The organism is Mesorhizobium ciceri biovar biserrulae WSM1271, from assembly GCF_000185905.1.
Lineage (GTDB): Bacteria > Pseudomonadota > Alphaproteobacteria > Rhizobiales > Rhizobiaceae > Mesorhizobium > Mesorhizobium ciceri.
Genome location: NC_014918.1, coordinates 89,976 through 102,995 on the forward strand (window position 1 = coordinate 89,976; position 13,020 = coordinate 102,995).

General features: G+C 59.2%; 13 protein-coding genes. 7 read left to right on the forward strand and 6 right to left on the reverse strand.

The genetic code is table 11. The annotated features are described in order from the left end of the window. Positions 1-6 precede the first annotated feature (6 nt). From MESCI_RS30595 to MESCI_RS30610, 4 genes are all read left to right on the forward strand, one after another. Positions 7-915 (forward strand): lipid kinase, encoded by a 909-nt coding sequence (locus tag MESCI_RS30595; protein ID WP_013525079.1) that lies wholly within the window; start codon positions 7-9, stop codon positions 913-915. 388 nt (positions 916-1,303) lie between these two features. After that, positions 1,304-1,540, forward strand: coding sequence for a hypothetical protein (locus MESCI_RS30600; RefSeq protein ID WP_013525080.1), 237 nt, complete (start codon positions 1,304-1,306; stop codon positions 1,538-1,540). After that, positions 1,537-2,784: a hypothetical protein gene (locus tag MESCI_RS30605; protein ID WP_013525081.1), complete on the forward strand. Its 1,248-nt coding sequence runs from the start codon at positions 1,537-1,539 to the stop codon at positions 2,782-2,784. The genes MESCI_RS30600 and MESCI_RS30605 overlap by 4 nt, the downstream gene beginning before the upstream one ends. Next, positions 2,771-3,394: a hypothetical protein gene (locus tag MESCI_RS30610; protein ID WP_013525082.1), complete on the forward strand. Its 624-nt coding sequence runs from the start codon at positions 2,771-2,773 to the stop codon at positions 3,392-3,394. Before MESCI_RS30605 ends, MESCI_RS30610 begins: the two co-directional genes overlap by 14 nt. A gap of 3 nt (positions 3,395-3,397) precedes the next feature. Here MESCI_RS30610 and MESCI_RS30615 read toward each other — a convergent pair whose 3' ends face one another. From MESCI_RS30615 to MESCI_RS30625, 3 genes are read right to left on the reverse strand one after another with little or no spacing between them, the layout of a single operon-like run. Beyond that, the gene (locus tag MESCI_RS30615; RefSeq protein WP_245268669.1) at positions 3,398-3,844 is read right to left on the reverse strand and encodes a GtrA family protein; all 447 of its coding nucleotides are present in this window, start codon (positions 3,842-3,844) and stop codon (positions 3,398-3,400) included. Next, entirely contained in the window at positions 3,837-4,529 is a 693-nt protein-coding gene (locus MESCI_RS30620) for a class I SAM-dependent methyltransferase (protein ID WP_013525084.1), read from the reverse strand. The genes MESCI_RS30615 and MESCI_RS30620 overlap by 8 nt, the downstream gene beginning before the upstream one ends. Beyond that, the gene (locus MESCI_RS30625; protein WP_164753819.1) at positions 4,504-5,571 is read right to left on the reverse strand and encodes a glycosyltransferase family 2 protein; all 1,068 of its coding nucleotides are present in this window, start codon (positions 5,569-5,571) and stop codon (positions 4,504-4,506) included. Before MESCI_RS30625 ends, MESCI_RS30620 begins: the two co-directional genes overlap by 26 nt. Positions 5,572-5,834: 263 nt before the next feature. Between MESCI_RS30625 and MESCI_RS30630 the strand changes: the two genes are divergently transcribed. After that, on the forward strand, positions 5,835-6,266 hold the full coding sequence (locus MESCI_RS30630; RefSeq protein ID WP_013525086.1) for a hypothetical protein: 432 nt from the start codon (positions 5,835-5,837) through the stop codon (positions 6,264-6,266). Positions 6,267-6,503: 237 nt separating this feature from the next. Here the strand turns inward: MESCI_RS30630 and MESCI_RS30635 are convergent, their stop codons facing one another. From MESCI_RS30635 to MESCI_RS30645, 3 genes are all read right to left on the reverse strand, one after another. Further along, the gene (locus tag MESCI_RS30635) at positions 6,504-7,076 is read right to left on the reverse strand and encodes a metallophosphoesterase family protein (protein ID WP_164752934.1); all 573 of its coding nucleotides are present in this window, start codon (positions 7,074-7,076) and stop codon (positions 6,504-6,506) included. 425 nt (positions 7,077-7,501) lie between these two features. Continuing rightward, positions 7,502-7,846 (reverse strand): hypothetical protein, encoded by a 345-nt coding sequence (locus tag MESCI_RS30640; RefSeq protein ID WP_013525089.1) that lies wholly within the window; start codon positions 7,844-7,846, stop codon positions 7,502-7,504. Between the two features lie 571 nt (positions 7,847-8,417). Next, positions 8,418-10,052, reverse strand: coding sequence for an FAD-dependent oxidoreductase (locus MESCI_RS30645; protein WP_013525090.1), 1,635 nt, complete (start codon positions 10,050-10,052; stop codon positions 8,418-8,420). A gap of 564 nt (positions 10,053-10,616) precedes the next feature. Between MESCI_RS30645 and MESCI_RS30650 the strand changes: the two genes are divergently transcribed. Then, complete coding sequence (locus MESCI_RS30650) at positions 10,617-10,925, forward strand: hypothetical protein (RefSeq protein WP_013525091.1); 309 nt, start codon at positions 10,617-10,619, stop codon at positions 10,923-10,925. 543 nt (positions 10,926-11,468) lie between these two features. Beyond that, positions 11,469-12,368 (forward strand): SIR2 family NAD-dependent protein deacylase, encoded by a 900-nt coding sequence (locus MESCI_RS30655; RefSeq protein WP_013525092.1) that lies wholly within the window; start codon positions 11,469-11,471, stop codon positions 12,366-12,368. The last annotated feature ends 652 nt before the right edge of the window (positions 12,369-13,020 follow it).

Consider the following 13,020-nt stretch of genomic DNA (forward strand, 5'->3'; position numbering starts at 1 on the left):
CTTTGAATGAGCAAACTGGCCAAAAGGCGCGCATTGCTGCTCCTCAATCCAAAGGCGCGGCGCGGCCAGGAGCTGATCGCCCCGATTGTGGAGCGGCTGGAGCGCGGCCGGCTTTCTGTCACTGTCGAAAAGTTCGAGGCGTTGCCGGAGATCGCTCGTGACATCGTTCGCTTGCGCCAAACGGCGGACCTTGTGGTCGTGTGCGGTGGCGATGGTTCGTTGTCGGCGGCGGCGATGGCTGTAGTGGAAAGCCGCCTGCCGATGGGCATTATTCCTATGGGAACGGCTAATGACCTCGCTCGCACACTCGACATCCCTATGGATCTTCTGCAGGCCGCTGACGTGATCGTGCGGGGCCGACTCCGGCAGATCGATATCGGCACGGTCAATGGCAATGCCTTCTTCAACGTTGCGAGTATCGGACTCAGCACTGAATTGGCGAAGGGTCTGGATCCCACTTTGAAGAAGCGTTTCGGCAGGCTCGGCTATGCGCTGGCGGCGGTGAAAGTGTTGACGCGGGCCACGCGGTTCCACGCGAAGATTATCGAGAAAGGCGCGTCGACCGACGTCGAAACCTACCAGATTGCGGTGGGAAACGGTCGCCATTACGGCGGCGGCAACGTGGTGGAAGAGACGGCCGAGATCGATGACGGACATCTCGATCTTTATAGCTTGGAAATGACGAACCTCTGGAAGCTGGCACTGATGCTCCGCTCCTTCCGGTCTGGAAGGCATGGCGCCTGGCGAGAGGTGCGCACGGCTAGGTGCGTCGAGTTCGACATCGAGACGGAGAAGCCGATGCCGGTCAACACCGATGGTGAGATCGTCACCTCGACACCAGCCCATTTCAAGGTCCATCCAAAGGCGATCTCGGTCTTCGCGCCTCCGCCCGTCGACGACGCTGACCTCCACTAGGCAAGCAATTTGGCCCCACGATCGTCCCGAGGTCATCAAAACGGCGACAACGACCGGTCCATACGAGAAGCGGCGAGCTCCACAAATTATGATTTCCTTGGTCTGTTGCTAGCAGGTCGACATGCGCGACTTGGGGCCGTGGCCGCTTGGCACGACCGGCCTGAAAAGAGTCCTTGGCCGGAGCTTTGCGTCATGAGCCGGAATGCAAACGGTTGCTGCGGCTCGTTACAACGCGCCTTGGCAAAGGTGCCGAACGCGGCCCTTAGGCGTTCCCGAAGGCTGGTTCAAAATGAACTGATATGTGATGCAGGCAAAGGATTGTTGCCCTTTGCCGTTCGAATATTAGCAACCTCTTGACGACCGCCGGCCGCGCTCCAGAATCTCTCACATGGCGCAGAGACAGACTGGCATCGACTTTGGGCTCGAGGTGACGGCAGGCGGCGTCACTCATCTGGAACTGCGCGACGACCGTCGGGCAAGCAACGCGCCGGAGAAGGCAAAGGCGCCGGGCCACGCCACGCCGGTCGACTATGAAGCTGGCAAGGCCACGGTCGGCGGTTTGGTCACAGTCGAAGCGGGCTCCCATCAGGGGATGGAAACGCGCCGCGCCGGTGCTTCGCGATGAGAAAATCCGGGACTGACAATCTCGTCCCGGCCATCAAGAGCCCCGGCGATGCGCCGTCGATGAAGGGCGCAGAGCAGTTCGAGATTTTCCCCGACTACGGCCCGACGATCAACAGGCGCCACATGGTAGCGGCAGCGGTGGTGGCAGTCCCGCTCCTGTTCGGTTTCACTGGCCTTGCCATCCGTTATGCCGCTGTTGCTTCAACATTGGCAGAGCCAGGCTTCGAGTCTTATGCTCGTGCGCTCTGCCGATGGGATTGCCACTGGTATGTGGACATTTCCGAACGCGGCTACGAGCGCTTTCCCATCCCGAACCAAAGCAATGTCGGACGATGGGGCTTCTTTCCATTCTACCCGCTGCTGGTAGCGGTGATCCGAGCGATTTTTCCTTTCCCCACGATAGTGGTCGCAACCGTCGCTTCACTTGCATGCAGCTACGCCGCATGTCTGGTGGCATGGCCGCTGCTGAAGAAGAACATGCAGGCCTATGTGCTGTACTGCGCTTTTTTGCTTAGTGGCCCGTTCTCCTTCCACTTCACCACTTTCCTTTCCGAACCTCTTTTCGTGCTCCTGACCTCGAGCGTTTTCCTGGCACTCAAACGCTCCAGCTATCCCGCCGCTGGCATCTCGTCAGCGCTCCTCTCGGCAACGCGGCTTGTTGGGGTCCTTGTCGTCTTTGCGACCGTCATTGAAATGTTCCAACAGCATCGGAAAGGGGGCGGCTCACCACTCTCCTTTCCTCGTTGGGTGCTCGGTCGGCCGGATCTGCTCGTCGCTATCTTGATCTCGCCTGCCGGCTTGTTCGCTTACATCCTGTTTTTGTATGTCACTGTCGGCGACGGCTTTGCGTTCCTGCACGTCCAACGCGCCTTTGGACGAGTGGCTGGGAACCCGATCCTGTTTCTGTGGGACGGCCTCTCAGCGTTTCCCAAGACCGGGTGGCTGCCCACGGCGCCGCAATGGAGTGCGCTCGCGGCAATCGCCGGGCTGGCGCTATCAGTCGTGCTGATGGCTCGCAAGCAATATGGCGCTGGTATCTTTTGCGCGATCAGCATTGTCGTGCCATTGATTACGAATCTGGCCTCCATGGTCAGATACGTCATTGGGCTTGCGCCTCTGATACTGTTGATGGCGTTCTTGCTGTCGGCATCGAAACTGACCTGGATAGCCGCTTTGTTTCTCTTTCTGGTCGCCTGCTATTTCATGACAGTGGCATGGATTGGGGGCTACCTTGCTTTGGTCTGACGTCGGCAACCCCTACGCACGCGCGATCTCGCTTGGGTGTTACGCGCTCGCCGCGGCTTTGGCCGTGTCAGAAATCCTCATCCTTGCGCTGGCTCTCCATCCGAATGTCCACCCCGACTATCGGGCCTATTACATCGACCGCACGACAACCTGCCTCAACCGCGATACCGTTGGCATCTACTCACTCGGCCAGACAGTGTCCTTCCGGTCCGACGGCGCCAAACGGGCTTCCGGCATGAAAGTTTGTGGCTGGTCGGGGCCAGCAGCCGACGGCACGCATTCGCTGGGTGAAACCTCGCGGCTCCGCCTGCAGATACCGCCGCTTCGCGACGGCCTAAAGGCAACGCTACAAATGGCCGCTGTCGTTCGTCCGCCACAGATGACCCAGAGGGTGATTATCTCAGTCCATGGCGTATCCGTGCATAAGGTTACGCTGTCGGGCAAGCAACCCATGACCGTCTCGTTCTTCATTCCGCACGCAGCTTTTTCGAACGCCAGCACGTTCGAGATGACGTTTGACTATCTCGACGGGATCCCGCCCAGCAAGGCCGCCAGCAGCATTTACAAACGCTCCATCAAATTGGTGTCGTTTCGACTGGACGCCGTTTAAGTATTATCGCCGCTGGCGGGAGCGGTTGCCCTGCCGACCGGGACAGCGATCGGCAAAAACCCACCGGTCAAGGACGAAGAAATTGATGGTGGGAACGAGCAGGCACGTAATCAGGACGGGAACGACGAGCGGCAAGCCCAGCTTCACCGTCATAAGTGCCGGCGCGCCATAGGCAATGGCAAAGCCTGTTGCCGCCAGCAGGAGAAAACGTGGCGCTGCGGTTCGATGCGACCGGCCCGACACGAACGTCAGGTATTTGTGCGCGAGATACGAAAACAAGGCGGCTGCGGCATATGCCCCAAGCGAAGCCTGGATGGGCGTGAAACCGAGCAGTTGCGATTTGGAAAAAGCGGCAACCAAAGCGGCATACAGAATTGTGGCAGAGATGCCGACCATGCCGAAGCGTGCCAGCAGCGTGAGCGCGTCGCCGGGAGGCAGGTGCTCAGGCACGCGCACTAGACACATACTGTGCTCCCAACGGCACGCGGGCGAGCATGCGCTCGACGTTTCGGGCAAACGGTCTGCCTGACGGCAGCAGCAGGAAGTGCTCGGACCGGATGTTCGTGAAGCCTGTCATCTGCAAGAGTGACGCTGTTTTGGCTGCGCTGAGCAGCACGGCATCTCGGTCGAAGGGACACCGGAACACAGCCAGACGCGTCAGCGGGTTATAGGGATTATGCTCGATGATGCAGGCGACACCGCCCGGGCGAAGGACGCGCCGCATCTCGCGTACGAACTCAAGCCAGGAAGCTGGCGGTACATGATGGACGACGCAGCTGGCGAAGGCCAGATCGAAGACGCCGTTGTCGTATGGCAGGGTCAGGCTGGAGCAGACCTTGTACATGACGCCAGGATTTTCCTCCCTGGCACGCAGGATGGAGTCCGGCGAGATGTCGCAGCCGTCCAGGGACGCGAAGGCGCCTTTGAGAAATGGATGGAGAACGCCTACGCCGCAGCCGACATCAAGCGCCCGCACACCCGAGCCATCAGGGCCCAGCCCTCGTTCAACCACAACGCGTCGCAGAAACTCGGCCTTGGCCTTAAGAAAGAAGTCGTGCTTAAGCCCCGAAAATCGGATCGATCCCTGGACTGTCTCGTCATAGATCGATCTATAACTGTCGAAGAGTTCGGACATTGGCCGGCACTCCAATCCGGGATTTTCGAGACGATCGTCGGTTCTTGACGGGAACGGCAGGCATCGCCCGGTCGAAGCCGGTGAGGCGATCGATCACGTAAAGTGGGCGCCGTTTCACTTCAGCGTGGATGCTTCCGACATACATCCCGACTACGCCGGTCATGAAAAGGTTGATGCCGCACAGGAGCGATACAATCATCACGGTCGAGGTCCAGCCGGCAACAACGCCGGTTTCAAAAGCCCAGGCATAAATTGCAAACGCACCAAAGGCGACGGCCAGCGCAGAAATGGCCAAGCCACCCCAGAGCGCCAGGCGCAGCGGCCGTTCCGAGAAGCTGACGATGGCGTGAGCAGCAAGATGCACCATCTTCCAGAATGGATATTTGGTCTGGCCAAGGGCTCGTGCTGGACGTTCGAACGGCACCGCCGCCTGCTTGAATCCCATCCAGCCAAACATGCCCCTGACGAAGCGATCCTGTTCGGGCATCTGTCTGAAAGTTCTCAGCGCTTTGGGGCCGACCAACCGGAAATCTCCAACGTCGCGCGGAATGTCGACGGTCGTCATCTTTTCCAGTAAGCGATAAAAGAGACTTGCCGTGAAGCGCTTGAACAAAGATTCGCCTTCGCGTTTAACGCGCCGGGCATAGACAATCTCGAAACCTTCCTTCCACTTCGCCACCAGATCGAGGACCACCTCGGGTGGGTCTTGGAGGTCGGCATCCATGACGATGACAGCATCCCCCTGGGCGGCGTCCATACCGGCTGTAATTGCTATCTGGTGCCCAAAATTGCGGGAAAGCTCGATCAGCCGAAAACGAGGCTCGGCGGCAACCACGCACCGAAGGTATCTGACGCTGCCGTCGCGGCTTCCGTCATCAACGAAAATAGCCTCGGTCTCACCGTCCAGCTGGTGGATTAGCAACCTGATGCGCTCGACCAGGCGAGGCAGCACTTGTTCTTCGTTGTATATCGGCAGAACCAGTGAGTAGCGCAGCGACACGTTCGCTCCGGTCCCGGTACCTTGGATCACAGTGGCCTCCATGCCGATGAAATGAAACGCCAGCCCCAAAGTTCCATAAGACGTTACTAATTTAATGGTTGTCGTAGGCGGGTGGCGAACTGTACGTTCTGAACGTCTTCGGTCTGATTAGGAGTGAGATATCGTTTCGCGCACCGGCGGAGCAATGCGCTGTTTTCGTCATTTCGCAATCCATTGTCGGGTAAGGCCGCCTTGCCAGCTCTTGTCAGCGCGTCGGCGCGCGATAATTTTTGTGGGGAAGGGACTTCGATCAAAAGGAGCCGACGATGGAACACAAAACTCTCAGCCAACTGCAGACAATTGCAGATGTAGAACCCCTGTCGACATACCCGATCATGACCCGCCAACAGCGCATCGAGCGCTGGGCAGAGTTGCTGGAACAAAGTCCCGAGCGACGCCTGAGAGCGCTTACTGGCACTGAGTATTTGAAGCGCGAAGCTCGCGACGCGGCGCGCGGTGAGGGCTCGCCGATTACAGTGGCCTTCGAGGACCCGCTACTGCGTGCGTTAGGCCTGAAGGATGACACCTATGGGGAAGCAAAGCGCTTCTTCGAACTGTCCGACGGGGAATTGCATGACATCGTCTGCAGTTGCCATGTCGGAACCACGTTCAGAGGGCAGTGGGCTGCCGCTCGAGTCCGCCGGTCAATCGGAGGGAACAGGCTTCTCAAGTGGCTTAGAGAGAGAATGTGGCATTGAGGTCGCCAAGGACGGCGATTGAAGCTCGTTCAGAGCGAGGTGGATGAACGATTGGCGCGCCAGCGCTCCGCCGTGGTGACGACGGGGTTCGGCCCCAAAGGTTGTCACGCAAACGGGTGGGCGCTCTACTTGCGGTGCGTTCCAGGCAAGGCTGCATTCCCAGGGGCAGGATTCTGGGCTTCTCTTTGCGGCTGGCATCACGACGTGAAGACGTCGATCGCTCGGCCCTCTGTTGCGCTAACCTCGGCGGCGCCTGGCCTGAATGGCAGCAAAAGTCACTGGGCGAAAATCCCAGGCGTCGACCCCGACATCGTGCTGGCGCGTCATTGGCTTCAGCCGGCCATGAGAATGGCCGTGCAGGTTTATTGATTTCTTGCCGATCTGGTTCCAGGTGCGGAACGGGTAGTGGCAAAGAACCAGGAAACTGCCCTCGACAGTTAGCTCCTTGTAGTGTTGCACGCTAGCCCAAGCCGAAGCGCCGAGCGTTACCACGCCGTCGTTGTTGCCGATGATCAGGTGCTTCGTGCCGTGGAGGCAGGACAGCAGCGAAGACACTGTCTCGGCAGATCCCTTGGCGAAGTCGCCGAGGTGCCAGACCTCGTCGCTTGGAGCAACAGTCTCGTTCCAAAGTTCAATCAGTGCTTGGTCATGCCCCGCCAATGAACTGAAGGGGCGGGGGCCGAGCCGCAGAATGCGGGGATCGTTGAAATGCGTGTCGGAGGTGAAGAAGATCATGCCGCCGCTGGCTGTGACGAGCGATCGACGATCGCTTCTAAGTTCGGTTGCCGGAGCTTTTTTTGGGTCCACCATCGATCCTGATTTGGGCTTCCCTGAGCATCTTGAGTGCCTCCTCCTTGGTGAGGCCGCACTTGCGCGCAAAGTAAAGCGCTTCGATCACCCTTTCACGATCCGCCGTGGCTTCTGAGGGCTGTTTGGGCTTCTTACCCATCGTTCCCAATCACCTTTTGATGCCACCGAACCATCACCGTGCCGGGTTTGTTCCCCCCTCGGATCTGCTAACCTGCCGAGCGTCGCCGCCTGATACGCCGATGAAACAACATCCGAGCCCTGCAACCGGCATCATCTCCAACAACGAGCGAGCAGGTCGGCCCTTAGGTGTATAAATTCCAGGCCGGCGTGGGGAGGGACCGGCGGTGCGCTTTATGGGTGAGCCAGTCTACAGGCGCTTCTAAGCGCCACGCGACCAAGCCGGCGGGCGAAGCATTGTCGTTGGTTCAAAGATCCGTTCTGGTCCGCCCTCGCTCAAAAACCGGAACGTCTTCATCATCTCCTTCGCTTCGTCCGGTAGGGATGTCTTCAGCGAAGCTGCGGGTCATCTCTTCGGTGTCGCTCAACCCGTCGACCGTTTCATTTGCGCCGGCTCCCTCGTCGTGACGGCCCGTGATCTCGCTTCGAGGCTGCGCGCCGATCGGCTGCTCGATGTCGGACCCCAAAACGCCCGGTTCCGCACCGTGTCTATCCTCGTGGCCTGCGATGCTCTCCAGTACGGCCGCATCCTCCTCGGGGATGGGCTTGTCATTGGCAAAGTCGCTCTTTTGCTTCCGGGTTGTTATCGGCATGTTGTGAACTCCTACGCAGTGAATCGCACAACGTACGACTACGGCCGAAGTTGCGAGGCGGCTGCTTTGATTTTAAGGAACCCCGACTTCGGGCAAGCGGTCGCAAAAATCGAGACAGTGGCGCACGTGCTGAAATGGAACAATCAAGCGCGCAAGTTGGCACGATGGCGGGATTTTGAACGAAGCACTCCTCTCCTCGCTATCGACTCCAGTCGGGTAAGGCCCGCTCCGAGCCACGGTTCTTGCACGCCCTTTGCAAAAGGCGCCAATCGAGGCCGAACGAACTGCGCTCGGAATTGCTTTACAGCCGCCAACAGGCTGCGCGGTCGCGTCGTTTTTCGTCGCTTAATGGCACAGCGATGGCGAAGGTGGCGGACGAGCCTTAAGCACCAGCTTACGAGTATGCGTGCCTCGCTGGCGAGCTTGCCCACATTCGCGCGAACTAGAGACGCTGGCGATACGTGCGGACAGCAGATAGCCTGACACACAGCAAGGGGCCTCCGAATGTGATGAAGCAGCCCACGCTAGGCGCGAGTTGGGCGCAGTCACTCAGCAGCTGCCGGTGTGATCATCACCGACGAAGCCTGTCGGCGAGACGGAGCCCAAGGGCCAAGATCGTCAAGGTGGGATTCGCCTGGCTGGATGTTGCCAGAACCGAGCCGCCCGCGATGTGCAGGTTCATCAGTCCATGAACTCGGCATTCAGCATCAACAACCCCGTCGGTCGGGCTCGCAGACATTCGCGTGGTACCGAGATGATGACCGTCCATGGCGCCTGATTTGCCTGCCATTTCGACCACATGGCCAGGTTCAAATCCTGAAATGGTAGCTCCGATCTTCTCCAGCTTCCAACCGAGCAGTCGATAGGCGCGCGCGACGCTTTGGAGATCGTTGTTCGTGATTTTCCAATCGACGCGCAGCTTCGGCATACCCAATCGGTCGCGTTCGCTCACCAACGTCAGTCTGCTTGCGGGGTTCGGCTCCTGTTCCGAATGAAACTCAAGATTGACCACATTAGCGCGCGGACCCAATACGATGGAGGGCAGCTTTCGCCGCGTGAACGTTCTGTTCGCCATCCAGCCCAAACCGAAGCGCCCGAGGCGCACTGGCGACGATACGACGTTCTGAACGTGCGCGAGCTTTTGGTCCAGCGTCACTGAATGCTGCTGCCGACCTCTGAGGTGTTTCGGGAGAAATGTCCTTTTCACGAGATACATCGCCGAGAGGATCGGGTCGTTGTGTCTGGGATCGGCTGGATCTGGCAGATGGGTGCGGAAGATCTGGTTGAGCAAGCAATGCTCCCGCTGCGCTTGCTCCGTGAGCGACAGCCGCCTTCGGCAGTAGATGCCGGCCGCGTCCCGCTCGTAGCCAAAAGCCACCGCCTGCTGGGCGTTCGGCAACTTTAGTGCTCCGACTGTGGCTCCCAGATGGGCCATATAGAAACGACCGAGCTGATCTCGGGCATTGCCGATACCAGCCGGCATCACATCATTCGAGGCAAGTAGCAATCGGGTGGTCTCAAAACCGCCGGCGGCTACAATGTAATGGCAAGCCGTGACCTCACGCTTTGTGCCCTTCAAGTCAACACAGTCGATGTGGTGGACGCAACGCCCGTTCGGCGCCAGGCGAATTCCCGTCGCCGCAGCGTTTAACCAGATGTGGATATGACGCGAAGTCCGCAGCAACCCGGAAAGCCGTTTCCACACGTTGGTTGGTCGACTAAACCGCTCCAGGCGGGTCCTGAACAAATCGCCGTCGACGCCCTCGAATAGCTCAACGCGAGAACCAGGCAACGCGCTTGTTGGATCGTAGTCGTAAGACCCGACCTCGATCACCTCGTGCGCCCGACGGTAGTAGGGCAGCAGGGTTTCATAGGTGATCGGCCAGCCCGAATTGCACACCCATTCGCGCTTCTGGAAGTCGATGCTATCGAACGGCACGCAGCGGCCACCCCATGCTCGGCTCGATCCTCCCAGCGCTCGTATCCGGAAATTCTGGACAGGCGGGTGGACGAGGGGATCTGCGACAATGCCGTGGTAGAGCTCCTGCGATCTATTGGTCTGCCACCTGCCGCCCGCTTCCAGAACGCAGACGCGTAGCTTTGCATTTTCGAGCGCGGCGGCAATGGCCAGGCCGACAGTGCCACCTCCGACAATGCAGATGTCGTAGGCAAGTCCGTCGCCCGCTGCGGTGAATTGAGCGATCAACGTTCACTCCGGATTTGTTCGATCCCCGAAGGCACGCTCCCACCCTTCGCGCCCGGCTTGGGCGAAGCAGGTAGCGCGCGAGGAGCAGTTGGCAACCACCCAATTGATCGCATTTGAAGCGCCGGCCCAAAAGAGGTGGCTTTGGTGACGAGGTCCGTGACGACTTCAAGGGGCCCGAACCGGAAGAGTTTTTGTCGCGACCACCCTCAAAGGGGCATGGTTATGGTGAACGCTACTTCTCAGCCTGAGTTCGGTGGTGGTATTCCGGTTCGATCCGCGAGATTTCCCGCCCATGGCTCGCCGACAGACACGCTGTTGGCTCCGGCTGAAGCCTTGCCTCTGCTTGCGAGGTTGCCATGGCGATCCGGAACCTCGAGGCATGTGGAGAGTTGTCCAGCAGCCCAGCGGAGATCCAAGCCATGGCGCCACCAGATGCCAGTTCCGGCGCCGCCGCGCAGCCGAAACGCTCTGGCGTGCCGGCAACCCCATGGCCGGCAGGGCACAAGGCTTCCGGAGCAGGATTATCGATAGACGGGCGCCCAACGATATGAAGGACAATGGCCCATGAACGTCGCCAACCTGCAACTGGAAGGTCTGCTTATGGCGGTCGCTGCCATCAATAACGCCCTGGTCCGGAGGGGCCTTCTTTCGGTTGATGATATCGACATGGCTTTGAAGACCGCGGAGGCCTCGTTCACGGCTGATGAGCGCCTCTTCGAGGACATGTCGCCCGCCAACCGGGACGCAGTCTGTTTTCCTTTGCGGCTTTTGCGGTTGGCTAACACCAAACAGTTCGAAGCGGGTGTGCCACCGTTTGCCGAGCTGGCCAGGCAAGTCGGGATAACCAAGCAGCCCTACAACGATCAGCTGTGAAGGGAGGAAGATAGGCAGGTGCAGGGAATCGTCGTGGTCAACAAGGTGGTCGAATTCCGGGGAGAGGCGGTGACCGCATACCGTGACGGTCACGCACACTGCTGCATGCCGCCGCTTTCGGGGAGGCGGGCCGCGACCCTGGACGCGAGACCATTCCCGCATTGAACCCGTAGCTCTGGCGAAGGCACTACATGGAATATTTTCGAGCACAAGGAACATGTCAGCCCACGGGTGTTTAGGCCGGAATGACAATCATCGCCGTCACGACAATGAACTACCCTCTCGCCGACTTCCCTGGCCCGAAGCGACGCAGGCTCTCAGCAATTGCGCGACTGGAACGAAGCCGCGGCAAGTGGCTGGCGCAGAACCGGATCCACATGACCGGTAAGCAGAAACAGGAGCCGGTCGCTGGCAGCGAACCACAATGCGGCTGCCATGAGCCGTGCGGTTCCAGATGGTTGGCTGCATTCCAAGATCGACAGCAACCGAAACAACAAGCGCCTTTAGGGTCTGCCTGCGCGCGTGGCCTCGAAAGCCTTGGCCATGAACGATGACCCTGTAGATTCGCTCGCCAACGCAATTCACCACCGCAGCGCAATTCTGTTTGTTGGGGCAGGGGTGTCGATCAGTGTTGGACTCCCTTCTTGGGAGAAGCTGATAGAGCGGATGGCAAAGGAGCTCGGTGTCGACGACGAATTTTCCATGCGACGCGATCGTTTTCAAACCCTGGCCGAGTATTATCGGATCAAGCATGGCAGCATCGGGCCACTTCGCAGTTGGATGGACCGAAATTGGTCTGTCCCCAAGGACCGGATCGAGAAATCCGAGTTGCATCGTCTCATCGTGAAGCTCGATTTCCCTGTCATCTACACAACCAATTATGACCGGAACCTGGAACTGGCTTACGAAATATACGGTCGGGACTACGTGAAAGTGGCCAATGCACGCGATGTAGCGCAGGCCCGCCAGGGCGTTACCCACATCGTCAAATTCCATGGTGATTTCGACGAGGATTCTTCCCTCGTCCTCACCGAAACGGACTACCTTGATCGTCTCTCCTTCAATTCTCCGCTGGACGTGCGTTTTCGCTCGGATGCACTCGGCAGCACGATCCTCTTCATTGGCTATAGCCTTTCCGACCCAAACATTCGGTTGTTGCTGCACCGTCTCTGGCAGACGTGGCATCGGTCCGGCTATGAGAAAGATCGCCCGCCGTCGTTCATCTTCATGACCAGCCGAAACCCTGTGGAGGAGGCCGTGCTTGGACGTTGGGGCATTTCGGTCGTCGTCGGCGAAATCGACGAGCCGCAAGCTGCTTTGGTGGACTTCCTCAGCCGGCTGGCGGAGATGGTTGGGGACGGAGCCGAGCCTGGAGAGACGACCCATGAGGGAACCGTCGTCAGACAAAGAGCGATTGAAACAGTCAGGTCAAGGGGCAGCTAGGCGGGCTCTCAAGGAACGCCCTACGGCAGAGAACGTCGTTCCAGAGGCGATCATAGCCAGTTTGTGTGGCCAGTTTGAAAATCGCATCCCATAGAGCATGCGATCTCCCATGTGAGCTTTCAACTATTCTGGCGGACGCGCTGGAACATTCTCGCATCAACGAGCTTCGAAGGGGGCACTGTTCCCGTTCAGTGTGTTTTCCCCCTGTGAGACTGCCCGCCGCCGAAAGGTGGCGGGCTTTTTTGTTGGGACGCAACCTTGGACATTATAGCGACCTTGGCCGGACACGCGCAGCGTCGCTTCCCATCATCGGTGCCCGAAATTGGCGACAGCTTCGAAGTCCTCCCGATGCGATCGCAATTTTTGGGATAGATGTTCGTGTGGTGCCTGTCGGCGACCTGGACGCTGCCTACCAGAACCGGCCTCCTCCGGTCCGAACCACGGCGCTGGAACCCTTGTGAAAAGATCGATGTTCGGCATGCAGCTTGGCCTGCACAGCCAAGCGGTCTGGTGCGGCCCGTCGCCGCCTGGTCCGTTCAGCGGCGGGCCTTTGTGTGGTGATGACGCCACCGGCATTATTTGGCCAAGCTGGGAGTGTCGCGAATCAAAGTTTGGGTGGCAGCTTGGCTTACAACCCCGGGCCAAGTGGTCT